Annotated in this window: 14 protein-coding genes and 1 pseudogene; 12 read left to right on the top strand and 3 right to left on the bottom strand. The window is 63.0% G+C overall.

Translation table 11 applies throughout. The annotated features are described in order from the left end of the window. Positions 1–192 precede the first annotated feature (192 nt). The 12 genes from hutU (at position 193) to AC19YT_RS01625 (ending at position 16,481) form a co-directional block, all read left to right on the top strand. Positions 193–1,878 carry a urocanate hydratase gene (hutU, locus tag AC19YT_RS01570; RefSeq protein WP_095108861.1) on the top strand — a complete coding sequence of 562 codons (1,686 nt, stop codon included), beginning with the start codon at positions 193–195 and terminating at the stop codon, positions 1,876–1,878. Positions 1,879–2,179: 301 nt separating this feature from the next. Next, positions 2,180–3,712 (top strand): histidine ammonia-lyase, encoded by a 1,533-nt coding sequence (gene hutH, locus AC19YT_RS01575; RefSeq protein WP_500597331.1) that lies wholly within the window; start codon positions 2,180–2,182, stop codon positions 3,710–3,712. A 172-nt stretch (positions 3,713–3,884) separates the two neighbouring features. Beyond that, on the top strand, positions 3,885–5,294 hold the full coding sequence (locus AC19YT_RS01580; RefSeq protein WP_095108863.1) for an amino acid permease: 1,410 nt from the start codon (positions 3,885–3,887) through the stop codon (positions 5,292–5,294). A 15-nt stretch (positions 5,295–5,309) separates the two neighbouring features. Then, positions 5,310–6,515: an imidazolonepropionase gene (gene hutI / locus AC19YT_RS01585; protein WP_095108864.1), complete on the top strand. Its 1,206-nt coding sequence runs from the start codon at positions 5,310–5,312 to the stop codon at positions 6,513–6,515. Between the two features lie 9 nt (positions 6,516–6,524). Then, positions 6,525–7,325, top strand: coding sequence for an N-formylglutamate deformylase (gene hutG, locus AC19YT_RS01590; protein WP_500597328.1), 801 nt, complete (start codon positions 6,525–6,527; stop codon positions 7,323–7,325). Between the two features lie 248 nt (positions 7,326–7,573). Continuing rightward, positions 7,574–8,545, top strand: a complete 972-nt coding sequence (gene pip / locus AC19YT_RS01595) for a prolyl aminopeptidase (protein WP_095108866.1) — start codon at positions 7,574–7,576, stop codon at positions 8,543–8,545. Beyond that, positions 8,542–8,979, top strand: a complete 438-nt coding sequence (dtd, locus tag AC19YT_RS01600) for a D-aminoacyl-tRNA deacylase (protein WP_500597326.1) — start codon at positions 8,542–8,544, stop codon at positions 8,977–8,979. Before pip ends, dtd begins: the two co-directional genes overlap by 4 nt. A gap of 321 nt (positions 8,980–9,300) precedes the next feature. After that, positions 9,301–11,028, top strand: coding sequence for a glucan biosynthesis protein G (locus AC19YT_RS01605; RefSeq protein ID WP_500597324.1), 1,728 nt, complete (start codon positions 9,301–9,303; stop codon positions 11,026–11,028). Beyond that, a complete protein-coding gene (gene mdoH, locus AC19YT_RS01610) occupies positions 11,021–13,591 on the top strand; it encodes a glucans biosynthesis glucosyltransferase MdoH (RefSeq protein WP_500597322.1) in 2,571 nt (856 codons plus the stop codon). The genes AC19YT_RS01605 and mdoH overlap by 8 nt, the downstream gene beginning before the upstream one ends. 257 nt (positions 13,592–13,848) lie before the next feature. Beyond that, positions 13,849–14,646: a transporter substrate-binding domain-containing protein gene (locus AC19YT_RS01615; protein WP_095109003.1), complete on the top strand. Its 798-nt coding sequence runs from the start codon at positions 13,849–13,851 to the stop codon at positions 14,644–14,646. Between the two features lie 148 nt (positions 14,647–14,794). After that, complete coding sequence (locus AC19YT_RS01620) at positions 14,795–15,754, top strand: amino acid ABC transporter permease (protein ID WP_095108870.1); 960 nt, start codon at positions 14,795–14,797, stop codon at positions 15,752–15,754. Further along, positions 15,747–16,481 (top strand): amino acid ABC transporter ATP-binding protein, encoded by a 735-nt coding sequence (locus AC19YT_RS01625; RefSeq protein ID WP_095108871.1) that lies wholly within the window; start codon positions 15,747–15,749, stop codon positions 16,479–16,481. The genes AC19YT_RS01620 and AC19YT_RS01625 overlap by 8 nt, the downstream gene beginning before the upstream one ends. Positions 16,482–16,514: 33 nt before the next feature. Here the strand turns inward: AC19YT_RS01625 and AC19YT_RS01630 are convergent, their stop codons facing one another. The 3 genes and pseudogenes from AC19YT_RS01630 to AC19YT_RS01640 form a co-directional block, all read right to left on the bottom strand. Next, positions 16,515–18,422 carry a methyl-accepting chemotaxis protein gene (locus tag AC19YT_RS01630; RefSeq protein ID WP_095108872.1) on the bottom strand — a complete coding sequence of 636 codons (1,908 nt, stop codon included), beginning with the start codon at positions 18,420–18,422 and terminating at the stop codon, positions 16,515–16,517. Positions 18,423–18,762: 340 nt separating this feature from the next. Then, positions 18,763–19,635: a methyl-accepting chemotaxis protein gene (locus AC19YT_RS01635; protein ID WP_500609643.1), complete on the bottom strand. Its 873-nt coding sequence runs from the start codon at positions 19,633–19,635 to the stop codon at positions 18,763–18,765. A 30-nt stretch (positions 19,636–19,665) separates the two neighbouring features. Then, positions 19,666–20,679, bottom strand: a pseudogene (locus AC19YT_RS01640) (methyl-accepting chemotaxis protein); the annotation flags it as partial. Positions 20,680–20,760 lie beyond the last annotated feature (81 nt).

A 20,760-nucleotide genomic window follows, 5' to 3' on the forward strand; every position in this document is an offset into this window, starting at 1 on the left:
AACTTTTCTGAAGCTCGGATTTGCAAGTTGGCCGCATGATTGCATATGCTTGTATGTACAAGTAAAGACGTATGCGTATGAGTCGCGCCGACTCAACCATCGTCCCCTGATTCGCCGTTGTGCAGTGGTTGCGCACTGGCTTGCTCGCCCGCCGCCCGGGTTGGTTTGGATTGATTGCTGAGGAGTTTTTTCGTGTCTGACAATAGCCAAAAGCCTACGAAGTACCGTGACGTTGAAATCCGCGCCGCCCGCGGCAACACGCTGACCGCCAAGAGCTGGTTGACCGAAGCGCCGCTGCGCATGCTGATGAACAACCTCGACCCGCAAGTGGCCGAGAACCCCAAGGAACTGGTGGTGTACGGTGGCATTGGCCGCGCGGCGCGCAACTGGGAGTGCTACGACAAAATCGTCGAGAGCCTGACCAACCTTAACGACGACGAAACCCTGCTGGTGCAATCGGGTAAACCGGTCGGCGTGTTCAAAACCCACAGCAATGCCCCGCGCGTGTTGATCGCCAACTCCAACCTGGTGCCGCACTGGGCGAGCTGGGAGCACTTCAACGAACTCGACGCCAAGGGCCTGGCCATGTACGGCCAGATGACCGCCGGCAGCTGGATCTACATCGGCAGCCAGGGGATCGTCCAGGGCACCTACGAAACCTTCGTCGAGGCCGGTCGCCAGCATTACGACGCCAACCTCAAGGGCCGTTGGGTGCTGACCGCAGGCCTGGGCGGCATGGGGGGCGCGCAGCCGTTGGCCGCAACCCTGGCCGGCGCGTGCTCGCTGAACATCGAGTGCCAGCAGGTGAGCATCGATTTCCGCCTCAGCAGCCGTTACGTCGATGAGCAAGCCAGCGACCTCGACGACGCCCTGGCGCGCATCGCCAAGTACACCAAGGAAGGCAAGGCCATCTCCATCGCGCTGCTGGGCAACGCCGCCGAGATCCTGCCGGAACTGGTCAAGCGCGGCGTGCGCCCGGACATGGTCACTGACCAGACCAGCGCCCACGACCCGCTCAATGGCTACCTGCCTGCCGGTTGGACCTGGGACGAATACCGCGCCCGCGCCAAGACCGAGCCGGCTGCCGTGGTCAAGGCCGCCAAGCAGTCCATGGCCGTCCACGTCAAGGCGATGCTGGATTTCCAGAAAATGGGCGTGCCGACCTTCGACTACGGCAACAACATCCGCCAGATGGCCCAGGAAGAGGGTGTGGAGAATGCCTTCGACTTCCCCGGTTTCGTTCCGGCCTACATCCGCCCACTGTTCTGCCGTGGCATCGGCCCGTTCCGCTGGGCGGCGCTGTCGGGTGACCCGCAAGACATCTACAAAACCGACGCCAAGGTCAAGGAGCTGATCCCGGACGATGCCCACCTGCACAACTGGCTGGACATGGCCCGCGAGCGCATCGCCTTCCAGGGCCTGCCGGCGCGGATCTGCTGGGTGGGCCTGGGCCAGCGCGCCAAGTTGGGCCTGGCGTTCAACGAAATGGTGCGCAGCGGTGAGCTGTCGGCGCCGATCGTGATCGGCCGCGACCACCTGGACTCCGGCTCCGTAGCCAGCCCGAACCGCGAAACCGAATCGATGCAGGACGGTTCCGACGCCGTGTCCGACTGGCCGCTGCTCAACGCCCTGCTCAACACCGCCAGCGGCGCGACCTGGGTCTCACTGCACCACGGCGGCGGCGTCGGCATGGGCTTCTCCCAGCATTCGGGCATGGTCATCGTGTGTGATGGCACCGACGAAGCGGCCGAGCGGATCGCGCGCGTGCTGCACAACGACCCGGCCACAGGCGTGATGCGCCACGCGGATGCGGGCTATCAGATCGCCATCGATTGCGCCAAGGAACAGGGCCTGAACCTGCCGATGATTACTGGCTAAAGGCCGCGCTTTATTTGCCCGCCAGGCTGGCGTGCCGGAAACTGCACGACATTGTTTATCGCGGGCGCTGCCTCAAGCCCCACCGCATCGTTGTCGTAGGTAGAAAACGGGTTTGCGTAGCGGCCCTAAAAAGCGAAGGAGCGCTACGCACTCCAGTGCGGGCGAGCCTGCTTCCTACACGCGAGCAGGGCCAGGCAGGCCGGGTTCCCACAGGAACCGGGCGAGATTTCAGAACAATCCACAGCCGGCGAGCCGTTGCGTGCCACGGGCTGTTAATAAAACTCTCAAAAGGAGCACGAATGTGACTGCGCTAAACCTTATCCCAGGCCAGCTGACCCTTGCCCAACTGCGTGCCGTTTACCAGAACCCGATCACCCTGAGCCTGGATGACAGCGCCTCGCAACAGATCGAAGCCAGCGTGGCCTGTGTGGAGCAGATCCTGGCCGAGAACCGCACCGCGTACGGCATCAACACCGGTTTCGGCCTGCTGGCCTCGACCCGCATCGCCAGCGAAGACCTGGAAAACCTGCAGCGCTCCCTGGTGCTATCCCACGCCGCCGGTGTGGGCGAGCCGATCAGCGACGCCCTGGTGCGCCTGATTATGGTGCTCAAGGTCAACAGCCTGAGCCGTGGTTTCTCCGGCATCCGTCGCTTGGTTATCGATGCGCTGATCGCCCTTATCAATGCCGAGGTTTACCCGCACATCCCGCTCAAAGGTTCGGTGGGCGCTTCCGGCGACCTCGCGCCTTTGGCCCATATGTCCCTGGTGCTGCTGGGCGAAGGCAAGGCCCGCTACAAAGGACAATGGCTGAGCGCGACCGAGGCGCTGAAAGTCGCCGGCCTGACGCCGCTGACCCTGGCCGCCAAAGAAGGCCTGGCGCTGCTCAACGGCACCCAGGTGTCTACGGCTTATGCCCTGCGCGGTTTGTTCGAGGGCGAAGACCTGTTCGCCGGCGCCCTGGCCCTGGGTGGCCTGACCGTTGAGGCGGTGCTGGGTTCGCGCTCGCCGTTCGACGCACGCATCCACGCCGCCCGTGGCCAGAAAGGCCAGATCGACGCCGCTGTCGCGTACCGCGACCTGCTGGGCGAGCGCAGCGAAGTGTCCGATTCGCACCACAACTGCGACAAGGTCCAGGACCCGTACTCCCTGCGTTGCCAGCCGCAAGTCATGGGCGCCTGCCTGACCCAGTTCCGCCAGGCCGCCGAGGTGCTGAGCATCGAAGCCAACGCCGTGTCGGATAACCCGCTAGTATTCGCCGCCGAAGGCGACGTGATTTCCGGTGGCAACTTCCACGCTGAACCGGTGGCCATGGCCGCTGACAACATGGCCCTGGCCATCGCCGAAATCGGCTCCCTGAGCGAGCGCCGCATCTCGTTGATGATGGACAAGCACATGTCCCAGTTGCCGCCGTTCCTGGTGGCCAACGGTGGGGTGAACTCCGGTTTCATGATCGCCCAAGTGACTGCCGCAGCCCTGGCCAGCGAAAACAAGGCCTTGGCTCACCCGCACTCGGTGGACAGCCTGCCCACTTCCGCCAACCAGGAAGACCACGTCTCCATGGCCCCGGCCGCGGGTAAGCGTTTGTGGGAAATGGCTGAGAACACCCGTGGCGTGCTCGCCGTGGAATGGCTCGCTGCCGTCCAGGGCCTGGACCTGCGCGATGGCCTGAAAACCTCCAGCAAACTGGAGCAAGCGCGCACCCTCCTGCGCAGCAAAGTCCCGTTCTATGAGAAAGACCGCTTCTTCGCCCCGGACATCAACGCCGCGAGCGAACTGCTGGCCTCCCGTTGCCTGAACGAACTGGTCCTGGCCAAGTTGCTGCCGAGCCTCTGACACCCAGGTGTAGCAAGCGGGCTTGCCCGCGCTCGGCAGCGTAGCGGCCGTCAATAGTCGCTCAAGCCACTATTTGAAGTGGCTGCTACGCACCCCAGCGCGGGCAAGCCCGCTTGCTACCGGTTCAGTCAGCCCATTGGTTTTCTCTGACAAAAACAATTAAGGACGAGAAATGCAACAGCAAGCATCCGGTTTGAAACGCGGGCTATCGGCCCGCCACATTCGCTTCATGGCACTGGGGTCGGCCATCGGCACCGGGCTGTTCTACGGCTCCGCCTCGGCCATCCAAATGGCCGGCCCGGCGGTATTGCTGGCGTACCTGATCGGTGGCGCGGCGGTGTTTATGGTCATGCGCGCCCTCGGTGAGATGGCAGTGCACAACCCGGTGGCCGGTTCGTTCGGCAAGTACGCCAGCACCTACCTGGGGCCGATGGCGGGCTTCATCCTGGGTTGGACCTACGCTTTCGAGATGATTATTGTCTGCCTCGCCGACGTCACCGCGTTCGGCATTTATATGGGCTTCTGGTTTCCCGAAGTGGCGCGCTGGGTCTGGGTGCTGGGCATCGTGTTCCTGATCGGCGGCCTGAACCTGTGCAACGTCAAGGTCTTCGGCGAGATGGAGTTCTGGCTGTCGCTGCTCAAGGTGGCGGCCATCGTTGCGATGATCCTCGGTGGTTTCGGCATCATGCTGTTTGGCATCAACTCGGCCAACGCCGAACACGCCACCGGGGTGAGCAACCTGTGGGCCCACGGCGGCTTCATGCCTAACGGCATCGGTGGCTTGATTGCGTCGTTCGCGGTGGTGATGTTCGCCTTCGGCGGCATCGAGATCATCGGCATCACCGCCGGCGAAGCCAAGGACCCGCAACGGGTGCTGCCCAAGGCGATCAACGCCGTACCGCTGCGCATCCTGCTGTTCTACGTGTTGACCCTGTTCGTGCTGATGGCCATTTACCCGTGGCCGCAAATCGGCAGCCAGGGCAGCCCCTTCGTGCAGATCTTCGATCACCTGGGCATCAGCTCGGCGGCGACCATCCTCAACATCGTGGTGATTTCGGCGGCGGTGTCGGCCATCAACAGCGACATCTTTGGCGCGGGCCGCATGATGTACGGCCTGGCGGAGCAGGGCCATGCGCCCAAGTGCTTCTCCAAGCTGTCGCGCCAGGGTGTGCCGTGGATGACCGTGGTGGTGATGGGCGCAGCGCTGCTGGGCGGCGTTGTGCTCAACTACCTGATCCCGGAAAACGTGTTCCTGGTCATAGCTTCGATCGCGACCTTCGCCACCGTGTGGGTGTGGCTGATGATCCTGCTGACCCAAGTGGCCATGCGCCGCTCCATGAGCCGCGAAGAAGTCGCGCAGCTGCAATTCCCCGTACCGTTCTGGCCTTACGCGCCGGCGGCGGCGATTGTGTTCATGCTGTTCGTCTTCGGCGTGCTGGGCTACTTCCCGGACACCCAGGCTGCCTTGCTGGTAGGCGCGGTGTGGATCGTGCTGCTGGTGATCGCCTATAAGGTGTGGGTCAAACCGGTGACCGGGCAACCGGCCCTGGTCAGCCCCGACCCGGCCCTGTCCCATCGATAAGTTATGGAGGCTGTAATGAAGACTCTTTGGCAGCATTGCCACGTCGCAACCATGGCCCAGGGTACTTACTCGATCATCGAGGATGCCGCCATCGTGACGTCCGGCGCGCACATCGAGTGGATCGGCCCGCGTGGCGCGCTGCCGGCGGGGCATTACCCCCATGTCGAAGACCTCGCGGGGGCCTGGGTTACGCCGGGCCTGATCGACTGCCACACCCACGCGGTGTTCGGCGGCAACCGCAGCGGTGAGTTCGAACAACGCCTGCAAGGTGTGAGCTACGCTGAGATCGCCGCCCAGGGCGGCGGCATCGCCAGCACCGTGCGCGCTACCCGGGCTGCCAGCGAAGACGAACTCTTCGCCAGCGCCCGCAAACGCCTGCACAGCCTGCTGCGCGACGGCGTGACCACGGTGGAAATCAAGTCCGGCTACGGCCTGGACCTGGCCAACGAGCGCAAGATTTTGCGGGTGATCCGCCGCCTCGGCGAGCAGTTGCCAGCCACGGTGCGCAGCACCTGCCTGGCGGCCCACGCCTTGGCGCCCGAATACGCCGGGCGCGCCGACGCCTACATCGAGCATATCTGCGCCGAAATGCTCCCGGCCCTGGCGGCTGAAGGCCTGGTGGATGCGGTGGATGCGTTCTGCGAGTACCTGGCGTTCTCTCCAGCCCAGGTCGAGCGGGTGTTTATCGCCGCGCAAAAACTCGGCTTGCCGGTGAAGCTGCACGCCGAGCAACTGTCGTCGCTGCACGGTTCGAGCCTGGCGGCGCGCTATCAGGCGCTGTCGGCCGATCACTTGGAGTTCATGACCGAAGCCGACGCGGCGGCCATGGCCACGTCCGGCACGGTGGCGGTGTTGCTGCCCGGGGCGTTCTACTTTCTGCGCGAAACCCAGTTGCCGCCCATGGATGCCCTGCGCAAGCACGGCGTGAAAATCGCCATTGCCAGCGACCTCAACCCCGGTACATCGCCGGCGTTGTCGTTGCGCCTGATGCTGAACATGGCCTGCACCTGTTTTCGCATGACCCCGGAAGAGGCCCTGGCCGGCGCTACCCTGCACGCGGCCAAGGCCCTGGGCCTGGAGCACAGCCACGGCTCATTGGAAGTGGGCAAGGTGGCAGATTTCGTGGCCTGGCAAATCGATCGGCCGGCCGACCTGGCGTATTGGCTGGGCGGTGACCTGGAAAAACGCGTCGTGCGCCACGGCGCCGATGTCACGTTGTAGGAGAGGGCAGTGGATAAGGTTCTGAACTTCAAACAAGGCCGGGTGCCGCTGCTAATTAGCATGCCCCACGCAGGCGTGCGCCTGACCCCGGCGGTCGAGGCCGGCCTGGTGCCGGCGGCGCAAAGCCTGCCCGATACCGACTGGCACATTCCGCAACTCTACGAGTTTGCCGCCGAACTGGGCGCCAGCACCCTGGCCGCCGAGTATTCGCGTTTTGTCATCGACCTCAACCGGCCCGACGACGACAAGCCTTTATATGTCGGCGCCACCACCGGGTTGTACCCGGCGACGCTGTTTGACGGCCAGGCGTTGTTCCGCCCGGGGCTGGAGCCCAGCGCCGAGGAGCGTGCCACCTACCTGGCGCAGATCTGGGCGCCGTACCACCGCACCCTGGCGCAGGAACTGGCCCGGCTCAAGGCTGAATTTGGCTACGCGCTGTTGTTCGATGCCCACTCGATCCGCTCGGTGATCGGCCATCTGTTCGACGGTAAGTTGCCGGATTTCAACCTCGGCACCTTCAACGGCGCCAGTTGCGACCCACAGTTGGCGGGCAGGCTGGAGGCCATCTGCGCCGGGCACCCGGCCTATAGCCATGTGCTCAACGGGCGCTTCAAGGGCGGGCACATCACCCGCCACTACGGCAACCCGGCCGAGCATATCCACGCCGTGCAACTGGAGCTGGGCCAGTGCACTTATATGGAAGAGTTCGAGCCGTTCCGCTACCGCCCAGACCTCGCCGCGCCCACCCAAGTGGTGCTCAAGGAACTGCTGCAAGGGCTGCTGGAATGGGGGCAAAGGCGCTACGCCTGAGTGGCGCGGCCATCGTGGGCAGGCTCGCTCTCACCCCCAGTGAGTGGTGCTTGAAACTTAGGTGAAAACCTGTGGGAGTACGCCTGCTTGCGATCGGTTTTTTCAACCAGTACACAGGCGCGCTGACGTGGCACACGCCCGCTGCCACAGGTCAGGGCATGCTCATTACGCGATTCGGGTTTATGATGCCCCACGGCAGATTAATGGAAGTCCCCCCCGGGCGGACCCGACCCCTCACGGAGCGCGCAATGCAGACTTTGTACCCGCAGATCAAACCCTACGCCCGGCACGATCTGGCCGTCGATGACATCCACACCCTGTACGTCGACGAAAGCGGCTCGCCACAAGGTTTGCCGGTGGTGTTCATCCACGGTGGCCCGGGTTCCGGGTGCGACGCGCAAAGCCGCTGCTATTTCGACCCCAACCTGTACCGCATCGTCACCTTCGACCAGCGCGGTTGCGGGCGCTCCACGCCCCACGCGAGCGTGGAAAACAACACCACCTGGGATCTGGTCGCCGACCTTGAGCGCATCCGCGAGCACCTGGGCATTGAAAAATGGGTGCTGTTCGGCGGTTCCTGGGGCTCGACCCTGTCCCTGGCCTACGCCCAGACCCACCCGGACCGTGTACTGGGGCTGATCGTGCGTGGGATTTTCCTGGCTCGCGAGCAGGACATCGAGTGGTTCTACCAGGTGGGCGCAAGCCGTCTGTTCCCCGACTACTGGCAGGATTACATCGCCCCTATCCCGCTGGACGAACGCGACGACCTGCTAGGCGCTTTCCACAAGCGCCTCACCGGCAACGACCAGATCGCCCAGATGCACGCCGCCAAGGCGTGGTCGCTGTGGGAGGGCCGCTGCGCCACGTTGCGCCCCAACCCGCTGGTGGTCGACCGCTTCAGCGAGGCGCAGCGTGCCTTGTCGATTGCCCGCATCGAATGCCACTACTTCACCAACAACACGTTCCTTGAGCCCAACCAACTGATCCGCGACATGCACAAGATCGCCCACTTGCCCGGGGTGATCGTGCACGGGCGCTACGACGTCATCTGCCCGCTGGACAATGCCTGGGAACTGCACCAGAACTGGCCCAATAGCGAGTTGCAGATTATTCGCGATGCCGGCCACGCCGCCTCCGAGCCGGGTATCACCGATGCCCTGGTACGGGCGGCCGATCAAATGGCCCGGCGCCTGCTCGACCTGGCGCCCGAAGAAGCATGAAGGGCCTGTTGCAGCGCGTACGCGGTGCGCGGGTGGAAGTGGCGGGGGAGGTGGTCGGCGCCATCGACCAAGGGCTGTTGGTATTGGTGGCCATCGAGCCCCAGGACACCCGCGCCAGCGCCGACAAACTGCTGCACAAGTTGCTCAATTACCGGGTGTTCAGCGATGCCGACGGCAAGATGAACTTGTCCCTGGCCCAGGTGGAGGGCGGCTTGTTGTTGGTGTCGCAGTTCACCCTGGCCGCCGACACCCACAGCGGCCTGCGCCCGAGCTTTTCCACCGCCGCGCCGCCGGCACTGGGTGAGGAACTCTTTGGTTATTTATTGAGCAAAGCGCAGCAGGTGCATGGCAATGTGGCATCAGGTAGATTTGGTGCCGATATGCAGGTGCATTTGGTCAATGACGGCCCTGTGACCTTTCTCCTACAGGCCTGAAAGCGCTTGAAACATGTTTTTACGGCTGTTTCGGCCCGAAAGCGGGGGGTTTACCCATAAATACTTTGTTACCCCTGATGCGTTGTCACGCGGCCTACTAGATAATCGCGCGCTACGGGGATCAGCGTTCGTTGGTCCATTTTGATTTAGGTAGAGACTTGTCCGGAACCGCGTGGGGAATCATTTGCCCCCCGCGGAGTCCGAACAATGCTCGCCAACTTGGCAAAAGTGGCATGCGGGGTCGGATTTTTCATACAGCCGACCGCGACGGCACTTTATCTGGCCGTTGGTTTTTTGATCTGTTTTCGGCGAGGGTTGCTCGTGATTGTTAGTCCCTGTAATGCACCAAAGTTGTCTGCCAAACGGTTTCGTAACGCACTGGCGGCGGGTTCTGCCCTGCTTTGCCTGCTCAGCGCCGGTCAAATATGGGCATTCAACCTGGATGATGTAGCGGCCAAGGCCAAAGAGTTGGCGGCACAAAAGTACGAAGCCCCGCGCAGCAATCTGCCGAACGAATTTCGTGAAATGAAGTTCGCGGACTATCAGAAAATTCGCTTCCGTACCGAAAAAGCCGAATGGGCCGATCAGAAAACCCCGTTCAAGCTGTCCTTCTATCACCAGGGCATGCACTTCGATACGCCGGTGAAAATCAACGAAGTGACGGCCAATACCGTCGAACCGATCAAATATGATCCGACTCGCTTCGACTTCGGCGACGTCAAGTTCGACCCCAAAGCCACCGAACAACTGGGTTACGCGGGTTTCCGCGTGCTGTACCCGATCAACAAGGCGGACAAGCAAGACGAGATCATGACCATGCTGGGCGCGAGCTACTTCCGCGTCGTGGGCAAGGATCAGATCTACGGCCTCTCGGCCCGTGGCCTGGCCATCGATACCGCGTTGCCGTCCGGTGAAGAATTCCCCCGTTTCACCGAGTTCTGGATCGAACGCCCGAAAACCGGCGACAAGCACCTGGTGATCTTCGCCTTGCTGGATTCGCCGCGTGCCACGGGTGCCTATCGCCTGATCCTGCGCCCGGGCAGCGACACGGTCGTTGACGTCAAGTCGCGCATGTACCTGCGTGACAAAGTCAGCAAACTGGGCATCGCCCCGCTGACCAGCATGTACCTGTTCGGCGCCAACCAGCCGTCGAAAGTACTCAACTATCGCCGCGAACTGCATGACTCCAGCGGTCTGTCGATCCATGCCGGCAACGGCGAGTGGATCTGGCGCCCACTGAACAACCCTAAACACCTGTCGGTGAGCAACTTCTCTGTGGAAAACCCGCGCGGTTTCGGCCTGTTGCAACGCGGTCGCCACTTCAGCCACTACGAAGACCTCGACGACAACTACGAAAAACGCCCAAGTGCCTGGATCGAGCCGGAAGGTGACTGGGGCAAAGGCACCGTGGACTTGGTGGAAATCCCTACCGCCGACGAGACCAACGACAACATCGTTGCGTTCTGGAGCCCGGAAAAAATGCCCGAGCCAGGCCAGCCGCTGGATGTCAGCTACCGCCTGCACTGGACCATGGACGAAGCCGCCCTGCATTCGGATGACAGCGCCTGGGTCATGCAGACCCTGCGTTCCACCGGTGACGTGAAGCAGTCCAACCTGATCCGCCAACCCGACGGCAGCGTGGCCTACCTGGTGGACTTCCAGGGCCCGTCCTTGGCCAAGTTGCTGCCGGACGCCACCGTGCGTAGCCAGGTCAGCGTCGGCGACAACGCCGAAGTCGTCGAAAACAGCGTGCGCTACAACCCTTACACCAAGGGCTGGCGCCTGACCCTGCGCCTGAAGATCAAGGACGCGGGCAAGGCTACTGAAATGCGTGCCGCCCTGGTGCGTGACATGGTGGTCGCCGAGCCGGTGCAAGACACCGCGCACGTCATCAAGGCTGACAAGGTCGCGGCCAAGCAAAGCGAAAAAACCGCGAAGAAGGACCCGCAGCCGGAAACGGCACCTGCGGCCACCGCCACCCCGGAGCCGGTCAAGACTGAACAAGTGCTGACCGAGACCTGGAGCTACCAGTTGCCAGCCGATGAGTAACCCTCAAGCCCGGCCAGAGACTCTGTTCGAGTACCTGGCGCACCTACCGCTGAGTGACGAGCAACGCGCCGAATTGGCGGGTTGCCGGTCGTTCAGCGAGCTGCACGAACGTCTCTCGTCCGCGTCTTTCGACGCCCCCGCCGAGGCCGCCCAGGCTTCGGTGGGCAGCCGTTTGCTGCTCAACAGCGCCGAAGAGCTGGAAGAGGCCGAGATGCTGGCCCTCGATTCGGCAGGCCGGGTGTGCCTCAAGGCCACGCCGCCGATCCGCCGCACCAAAGTGGTGCCGGAGCCGTGGCGCACCAATATCCTCGTGCGTGGCTGGCGGCGCCTGACCGGGCGCAGCAACCCGCCGTTGCCGCCCAAGGACGAGCGCGTCCTGCCGGCGGCGCGCTGGCGCACTGTCGGTTCGATCCGTCGCTACATTTTGTTGGTGTTGATGCTGGGCCAGACCATCGTCGCGGGCTGGTATATGAAAGGCATCATGCCTTACCAGGGCTGGTCCTTCGTTGACCTTGAAGAAGTCCTGCACCAACCGCTGATGCAAACCGCCACCCAAGTGCTGCCCTATGCCTTGCAAACCAGCATCCTGATTCTGTTCGGGATTCTGTTCTGCTGGGTGTCGGCCGGTTTCTGGACGGCGCTGATGGGCTTCCTCGAGTTGCTCACCGGCCACGACAAATACCGCATCTCCGGGGCCAGCGCCGGCAACGAGGCGATCCCGGCCAATGCGCGCACCGCGTTGGTGATGCCGATCTGCAATGAAGACGTGCCCCGGGTATTCGCTGGCCTGCGCGCCACCTTCGAGTCGGTGGCCGCCACGGGCGATCTGGACCGCTTCGACTTCTTCGTGCTCAGCGACAGTAACGACAGCGACATCTGTGTGGCCGAGCAACAGGCCTGGCTGGACGTCTGCCGCGAAGCCAAGGGCTTTGGCAAGATTTTCTACCGTCGCCGTCGCCGTCGGGTTAAGCGCAAAAGCGGTAACCTCGACGACTTCTGCCGTCGCTGGGGCGGCGACTACAAGTACATGGTGGTGCTCGACGCCGACAGCGTGATGAGCGGCGAATGCTTGACCAGCCTGGTGCGCCTGATGGAAGCCACGCCGGACGCTGGGATCATCCAGACCGCGCCCCGTGCCTCTGGCATGGACACTCTCTATGCGCGCATGCAGCAGTTCGCCACCCGCGTATATGGCCCGTTGTTCACCGCCGGCCTGCACTTCTGGCAGTTGGGCGAATCCCACTACTGGGGCCACAACGCCATTATCCGGATGAAGCCGTTCATCGAGCATTGCGCCCTGGCGCCATTGCCGGGCAAAGGCGCGTTCGCCGGGGCGATCCTGTCCCACGACTTCGTTGAAGCCGCGCTGATGCGCCGTGCCGGTTGGGGCGTGTGGATCGCCTACGACTTGCCCGGCAGTTATGAAGAACTGCCGCCCAACCTGTTGGACGAACTCAAGCGTGACCGTCGCTGGTGCCACGGTAACCTGATGAACTTCCGCCTGTTTTTGGTCAAGGGCATGCACCCGGTGCACCGCGCGGTGTTCCTGACGGGGGTGATGTCTTACCTGTCGGCGCCGTTGTGGTTCTTCTTCCTCGTGCTGTCCACCGCGCTGCTGGCGGTCAACACGCTGATGGAGCCGCAGTACTTCCTGGAGCCGCGCCAGCTCTATCCGCTGTGGCCGCAATGGCACCCGGACAAAGCCATCGCGCTGTTCTCCACCACCATCGTGCTGCTGTTCCTGCCCAAGTTGCTGAGCATCATCCTGATCTGGGCCAAGGGTGCGAAAGAGTTCGGCGGCAAGTTCAAGGTGACCCTGTCGATGCTGCTGGAGATGCTGTTCTCCATGCTGCTGGCGCCGGTGCGCATGATCTTCCACACCCGTTTCGTGCTGGCCGCGTTCCTGGGCTGGGCCGCAACCTGGAACTCGCCGCAGCGTGACGACGATTCCACGCCGTGGAGCGAAGCGGTCAAGCGCCACGGCCCGCAAACCCTGCTCGGGTTCTTCTGGGCGCTGTTGGTGATCTGGCTCAACCCAAGCTTCCTCTGGTGGCTGGTGCCGATCGTCGGTTCGCTGATGCTGTCGATCCCGGTATCGGTGATTTCCAGCCGTGTGGGCCTGGGCCTCAAGTCCCGCGACGAAAGCCTGTTCCTTATTCCCGAGGAATACGCCCCGCCCCAGGCCTTGCTCGCCACCGACCAGTACACCCATGAAAACCGCTGGCACGCCCTCAAGGACGGTTTCATCCGTGCCGTGGTCGACCCGCAGCAGAACGCCCTGGCTTGTGCCCTGGCCACGTCCCGTCACGGGCAGGCCGAGCCGATAGAGGCGCTGCGCACCGAACGGGTGAGCCATGCCCTGAAAGTCGGCCCGCAAGGGCTGGCCAACAACGAACGCCTGGCGCTGCTCAGCGACCCGGTCGCCCTGGCCCGTTTGCATGAGCAGGTCTGGAGCGAAGGGCACGAAGCCTGGCTCAGTGCCTGGCGGCAGTCGATCAAGGCTGACCCCCATGCGCCGTTGCTGCCGCTCAAACCGGCCATCACCCAGGCGTTGCCCGCCTGACCTGAACCCCGCGACCTGAACCTCGCGGGGTTTTTGTTTGTGGGGCGACGGGTTTCACGGCTCTATGTTGGGATACGTCCTACGGCTATTTGTGCTTCAAGCAACAACAATTGCCGCCCAGACCTTTGTGCCGTCGGGGGAGTGGGTTAGCATCGCTCCCCGTATGGGTGTCACAAAACTATGTATCTGCCGGTTTCCCACAAGGAAACCCAAGGCGCACTCGCCTCAAACAATAAAATGGCTTAGGGGACTTGATGATGAAGAAGTATCTTTCGATGCTGCTGCTCGGCGTCACGGCACTGGTTTCGGTCAACGCGGCGCAGGCTGGCGCCATCGACGACGCGGTCAAGCGCGGCACGCTGAAGGTGGGCATGGACCCGACCTACATGCCGTTCCAGATGACCAACAAACGCGGCGAGATCATCGGCTTTGAAGTGGACCTGCTCAAGGCCATGACCAAGGCCATGGGCGTCAAGCTGGAAACCGTTTCCACCGGCTACGACGGCATCATCCCGGCCCTTCTGACCGACAAGTTCGACATGATCGGCAGCGGCATGACCCTGACCCAGGAACGCAACCTGCGCCTGAACTTCAGCGAACCCTTCATCGTGGTCGGCCAGACGTTGCTGATCCGCAAGGAGCTGGAAGGCACCATCAAGTCCTACAAAGACCTGAACAGCGCTGACTACCGCATCACCTCCAAGCTCGGTACCACTGGCGAAATGGTCGCCAAGAAGCTGATCTCCAAAGCCAAATACCACGGCTACGACAACGAGCAGGAAGCTGTGCTCGACGTGGTCAACGGCAAGGCTGATGCCTTCATCTACGACGCGCCGTACAACGTGGTCGCGGTGAACAAGGTCGGCAACGGCAAACTGGTGTTCCTCGACAAGCCGTTCACCTTCGAGCCCCTGGCCTTCGGCCTGAAGAAAGGTGACTACGACAGCCTGAACTTCATCAACAACTTCCTGCACCAGATCCGTGAAGACGGCACTTACGATCGCATCCATGACAAGTGGTTCAAAGACACCGCTTGGCTCAAAGACATGGAGTAAGGCTATGCAGGGCGGTGGGGTGTCAACGGCAACCCGCTGCCCTTGTCGCGAGCAGGCTCGCTCCCACAATTGACCTACTCGGTCCGGTGTGGGAGCGAGCCTGCTCGCGATAGAGGCCTCCCAGGCGACATACATTTCGGATCCTGCAATGAAACAAAAAAAAGCCCAATGGCCCTGGCACGTTTTGACCGTGCTGGTGCTGATCGGCCTGGCTGGCGCGTTGTATTACGCCACCTCGCTGATGTCATACGAATGGCGATGGAACCGCGTTCCCCAGTATTTCGCCTACCACGCTGAAGAATCCCAACGAGCGGCAGAGATTTCCACCGTCAGCGAAGTGGTGCGCAACGGCGGCAAGGCGCAAGTGACCCTGCGCAACGACGCGGGGGCCGAGCAGCACGTGACGGTCGACGACAACAGCCTGCAAGTGGCCCGCGGCGATGACGTGGCCGAAGGCGACGTGATCGGCGTAACCCGGCACTGGGCGGCCGGCCCGCTGCTGTGGGGCTTGTGGACCACGCTCTGGCTGTCGGTGGTGTCCGGCGTGCTGGGCCTGGTGATCGGCCTGGCCACGGGCCTGTGCCGGTTGTCGAAAAACCCGACCCTGCGCGACCTGTCCATCGTCTACATCGAGTTGGTGCGCGGCACGCCGCTGCTGGTGCAGATCTTCATCTTCTACTTCTTCATCGGCACGGTGCTCAACCTGTCCCGGGAGATTGCGGGCATCGCTGCGCTGTCGCTGTTTACCGGCGCCTATGTGGCGGAAATCATCCGCGCCGGGGTGCAGTCCATCACCCGTGGCCAGGACGAGGCGGCCCGTTCTCTGGGCCTGAGTGCTGGCCAGTCGATGCGCCATGTGGTGCTGCCGCAAGCCTTCAAGCGAGTGCTGCCACCGCTGGCCGGGCAGTTCATCAGCCTGGTCAAGGACACCTCGCTGGTGTCGGTCATCGCCATCACCGAACTGCTCAAGAGCGGGCGCGAGGTCATCACCACGTCCTTCTCGCCGTTCGAGATCCTGTTCTGCGTGGCGGGCCTGTACCTGTTGATTAACCTGCCGCTGTCGAAAATCGCCAGCCGGCTTGAGCGGAGGCTCGCGCAAAGTGATTGAAGTCCGCGATCTGGTAAAAGTCTTCGACACCCGCGGCCAAGTCGTGCGCGCCGTAGACCACGTCACCACCCAAGTGGCGAAGGGCGAAGTGCTGGTGGTGATCGGCCCGTCGGGTTCGGGCAAGTCCACCTTCCTGCGCTGCCTCAATGGCCTGGAAGAGTTCGACGCCGGCTCGGTCAGCATCGATGGCCTGCAACTGGCCGACCCCAAGACCGACGTCAACGCCTACCGCCGCGAAGTCGGCATGGTGTTCCAGCATTTCAACCTGTTCCCCCACATGACCGTGCTGGAAAACCTGTGCCTGGCACAGAAAGTCGTGCGCAAGCGCGGCAAGGCCGAGCGTGAGGCCAAGGCGCGGGCGCTGCTGGAGAAGGTCGGTATCGGGCAAAAGGCCAACGAGTTTCCCTCGCGCCTGTCCGGCGGCCAGCAGCAGCGGGTGGCCATCGCCCGGGCGTTGGCCATGGACCCTAAGGTCATGCTGTTCGACGAACCCACCTCGGCGCTCGACCCGGAAATGGTCGGCGAAGTACTTGATGTAATGAAAACCCTGGCCCTGGAAGGCATGACCATGGTCTGCGTCACCCACGAAATGGGCTTTGCCCGGGAAGTGGCAGACCGGGTGCTGTTTTTCGACCACGGCAAGTTGCTCGAAGATGCCCCTCCGGCGGAGTTCTTCGCCGCCCCCAAAGACCCTCGCGCCCAAGCGTTTTTGCGTCAGGTCCTGTAAAGGCGGGCCGGGGCCTTTGGCCCCGGTTCGGCTTCATACCTTGAACTTCTCCACCAATCGCTGCAAATGCGTACCCAAACGCGCCAGTTCGATACTGGACGCTGCGGTCTCTTCGCTGGCCGCCGAAGTTTGCTCGCACACTTCGCGCACATTCATCACATTACGGTTGATCTCTTCGGCCACGCTGCTTTGTTCTTCGGCGGCGGCGGCGATCTGTGGGTTCATTTCCTGGATGCTGGCCACGGTGCGGGTAATGTGGTTCAGCGCTTCCCCTGCACGGCGGGCCAGTTCGACACTGCTGTGGGTCAGGCTCTGGCTGTTGGCCATGATGCTGGCGACCTGTTGGGTGCCGTTTTGCAGGCTTAGGATCAGTTGTTCGATTTCTTCGGCCGATTGCTGGGTGCGCTGCGCGAGGCTGCGCACTTCGTCGGCGACCACCGCGAAACCGCGCCCGGCCTCCCCCGCGCGGGCTGCCTCGATGGCTGCATTGAGGGCCAGCAGGTTGGTTTGCTGCGAGACCGACTTGATGACGTCCAGCACGCTGCCGATGCGGCCGCTTTCCTGCTGTAACTGCTCCATGGCCTGCCCGGAATGGCTGACCTCGCTGGCCAGGTGCTCGATCTGGGCGATGGCTTCGCCGACCACGCGATCGCCCTGGCCAGCATGCTGGTCGGCTTCCACAGCGGCCCGGGAGGCTTGCTCGGCATGTAGAGCCACCTCGCGAGCCGTGGCGACCATCTGAGTCATGGCCGTGGCCACTAATTCGGTTTCTTCCTTCTGGCTGTTGACCCCCGCACTGGTTTGTTCGGTGACCGCCGACAGTTGCTCGGCGGCGCTGGCAATCTGGATCGCGCCTTCGCCGATATCGCCAATCAGGCTGCGCAGGTTCAGCGTCATGTTGTGCATGCTGCGCTGCAGGCGCCCCAATTCGTCGCGGCGCCGGGTGTCGAGGTCCTGGCGCAGATCGCCCTGGGCGATGCGGTTGGCCGCTTGCAGGGTTTGGTGCAGGGCCACGGTGATCCGCGCGGAGATCAGCCACGCGGCGAACATGCCGATCAGGATCGCGACGGCGGTGACCGCGGCCAGCAAGGTGTTGGCGTAATCAGCCTGGTTAGCGGCCTTGCGCAATTGATCCCGGCTCAGATCGCCACTCTCGCTGAGCAGGGCGTCGAGTTGCTGGGCCATTTTTTCATGGGTCGTTTCAGTGCCCAGTTGCGCATCCTTCATGAGGCTGATCTGGGTGCGGTAATCGAGCAGCGCAGCTTTGAGGGGGGCCATGTGGGCGGGCAACGCCTGCAACTGCGCTTCGGCGCGTTCCACGGCAGCGAGGCCGTTGATAACGGTATCGGCGTAGCTTTGCAGGGACGTGGCGATCCAGGCTGGGCTCAGCACATGGTCTTCGACTTGGGCCATAGCCTGGCGCAGTTGCTCTACGGGTTTGAGGGCTTGCTGGTCGTCCTGGTTGGGCAGGTCGCTGGCGAACCGGGCGACGGCTTCGCTGGTGCGCTTGGCGCTAAGTTTGAGTTGGTTGCGGGCTGTTTCGCGTTGCTCGATGGCCGGCGCCAGTTCTCCCAGGCGATTCCTGAAGTTGCCGACATACCCGGCGCTGACTTGGATTTGCCTGAGGTTGACCGGGTCTTTGAGGCGCAGCGCGATACTGTCCAGTTGCTGGTCGATCTTCGCTAGATGGCGGCTGATGGCCTCCAGGTTCTTGGGGGAACTGGAGTCCTGGTAAATGATGTGGGCGTTGCGCAGGTCTTTGCTGCTCAGGCCTAACTGGGCCAGCTCGGTCAGGGTCTGCGAACGAAAGAGCACCGTGCCCAGGGCGCTCCAACCCGTGAGGGCGATGGCCAGGGTCAGGAGCAGGATCAGGCCGAAGCCCAGGGCAAGTTTGAGGGGGACATTGATGTTGTCCACGGCGCGGGTCAGCCAACGAAACATGATGAACCTCCGACGATTCAAGAAGGGCATGGCGCTGCGGCTGACGGGTGTCAGGAGAGGAGCGCATGTCCTTGTTGATCGGCGTCAGCCCTGTAAGCCTCGACCTGAAAATTGCGTAAGAAATTTCAGAAAAAAGCCCTCCGGGCAGAGGGCTTTGGGGGAGGTTTTTTGTGGGTGGCAACGGTCTTACCCCTACCACTCGGTACCGCCACTCAGGGCCGCCATCGGGAGCAGGAAAATGAAAATCCCACCCACACCACAGTTCACCTGTGGGAGCGGGCCTGCCCGCGATGACGGCAGCCCATGCAGAGCCAACCCTGGCTGATGTACCTACGGGGTATCAGACCTTAAACCGCCCCACCAGGCTTTGCAGGTGCACGCCCAGGCGCGCCAGTTCGGCGCTGGAGGCGGCGGTTTCTTCGCTGGCGGCCGAGGTTTGTTCGGACACATCGCGCACGTTGAGCACGCTGCGGTTGATCTCTTCGGCCACGGCGCTTTGCTGCTCGGCAGCGGCGGCGATCTGCTGGTTCATCGCCTGGATCGCCGAGACGGTGCGCGTGATGTTGTCCAGCGAGCCCCCGGCGCGGCGGGTCAGTTCCACGCTGCTGTCGGTGAGGGTGCGGCTGTTGTCCATGATGGTCGCCACCTGCTGGGTGCCGCTTTGCAGGCCGACGATCAGCTCTTCGATTTCCTCGGTGGATTTTTGCGTGCGCTGGGCCAGGCTGCGCACTTCATCGGCGACCACCGCAAAACCACGGCCCGCCTCGCCGGCGCGCGCCGCTTCGATGGCCGCGTTGAGGGCCAGCAGGTTGGTCTGTTGCGCCACCGATTTGATGACGTCCAGCACGCTGCCGATCTTGTCACTCTCGCGTTGCAGATGGCTCATGGCCTCGGTGGAGTTGCCCACCTCGGTGGCCAGGCGTTCGATCTGGGCGATGGCCTCGCCAACGACCTTGTCGCCTTCGCGGGCCTGCTGGTCGGCGGCCACGGCGGCTTCGGAGGCTTCCTCGGCGTTGCGCGCCACTTCCTGCACGGTGGCGGCCATTTCGTGCATGGCGGTGGCCACTTGGTCGGTTTCGACTTTCTGGCTGTTGACCCCGGCGCTGGTCTGCTCGGTCACGGCCGACAGTTCTTCGGCGGCGCTGGCGATTTGCGTCACGCCGTCGCTGATGCCACCGATCAACTCACGCAGGCTCACGGTCATGCGCTGCATGGCCTGTTGCAGTTGGCCGAGTTCGTCGCGGCGCTGCACATCCAGGTCGTGGCTGAGATCGCCAGAGGCCACGCGCTCGACCACTTTGAGGGTCTGCTGCAGGGGCGTGACGATCTGCCGGGTGATGCTCCACGCGGCGAACAGGCCGAAGGCCAGCGCCAGCACGGTGGCTAGCATCAGGGTGCTTTTCGCGCTGGCCGCTTCGCTGTCGCGCTTGGCGGTTTGCGAGACGGTCAGTTGGTTGCTCAGGTCCATCAGGCGCGTGCCCTGGTCGGCCATGTGCTTGAGGGCCGCGACGTTGGCTTCCTGGGCCTGGGCGAACTGGGTGACGGCCACCCGGTAGCCCTTGAGTGCCTCGCTGGCCTGTTGCAGGTGGGCGATGTGCTGCTCGGGCAGCGCGGCGGGCAGGCCGGTGAGGTAGGCCAGGGCGTTGTCGACGGCCTCGAGTGCCGGTTGCAGGGCCTCGGCCTTGGTGCTGAAGGTGTAGCCGCGCACTTGGAAGCGCGCTTGCTGGATCAGCTTGCTCAACTCGATGACGCTGTTGAACTGCGCCACGCTTTCGCCTTGCAGCAGGGATTTTTCCACCTGCGCCACGCTGGCCATCGCCGCATTAGCGGTGGCGATGAGCTGGGCGCGGTTGGCTTCCCGGTTCTGGTTGGCCTCGGCCAAATTGACGAAACCGCGCTTGTACTCGGCCACGGCGGCCTGTTGCTGGCCGATCAGCGTGACGTCTTCGGGGTGGGTGATGTAGGTGCGGGCCTGTTGCAGGCTGGCATCGAGTTTATTCAACAGGTCGCTGACCGCCTCGGTGCCTTGTTCGCCGTGGTGCAGTTCGTAGGTCAGGCGCGCGGCACGCAGGTCTTTGGTCAGTTCATTGAGGCTGGAAATAAAGCCCAGTTTGTCGCCGCGTTCGATCACATGGCCCAGGCCGATCCAACCGGTCAGGGTAATCAGCAGGGTGAGGAGCAGCACCAGGCCGAAGCCGATGCTGAGTTTCAGATTGACACTCACATTTCCCAAGCTATGGGCTAACCACCGGTACATGCTGTAACTCCCTGAAAAGACAACTGGTTCTATAAGGGATTTATCGGCCGTCGCTGTGGGTTCTGTAGGATTTGGATGTAA

The organism is Pseudomonas sp. MF08875 (assembly GCF_059862525.1).

What these genes read in the sequence shown, in the direction of transcription:
- AC19YT_RS01580 (WP_095108863.1), top strand. Translation starts at nt 3,885, where the DNA reads ATGCAACAGCAAGCATCCGGTTTGAAACGCGGGCTATCGGCCCGCCAC.
- hutI (WP_095108864.1), top strand. Translation starts at nt 5,310, where the DNA reads ATGAAGACTCTTTGGCAGCATTGCCACGTCGCAACCATGGCCCAGGGT.
- pip (WP_095108866.1), top strand. Translation starts at nt 7,574, where the DNA reads ATGCAGACTTTGTACCCGCAGATCAAACCCTACGCCCGGCACGATCTG.
- dtd (WP_500597326.1), top strand. Translation starts at nt 8,542, where the DNA reads ATGAAGGGCCTGTTGCAGCGCGTACGCGGTGCGCGGGTGGAAGTGGCG.
- mdoH (WP_500597322.1), top strand. Translation starts at nt 11,021, where the DNA reads ATGAGTAACCCTCAAGCCCGGCCAGAGACTCTGTTCGAGTACCTGGCG.
- AC19YT_RS01615 (WP_095109003.1), top strand. Translation starts at nt 13,849, where the DNA reads ATGAAGAAGTATCTTTCGATGCTGCTGCTCGGCGTCACGGCACTGGTT.
- AC19YT_RS01620 (WP_095108870.1), top strand. Translation starts at nt 14,795, where the DNA reads ATGAAACAAAAAAAAGCCCAATGGCCCTGGCACGTTTTGACCGTGCTG.
- AC19YT_RS01630 (WP_095108872.1), bottom strand. Translation starts at nt 18,422, where the DNA reads ATGTTTCGTTGGCTGACCCGCGCCGTGGACAACATCAATGTCCCCCTC.
- AC19YT_RS01635 (WP_500609643.1), bottom strand. Translation starts at nt 19,635, where the DNA reads ATGCAGCGCATGACCGTGAGCCTGCGTGAGTTGATCGGTGGCATCAGC.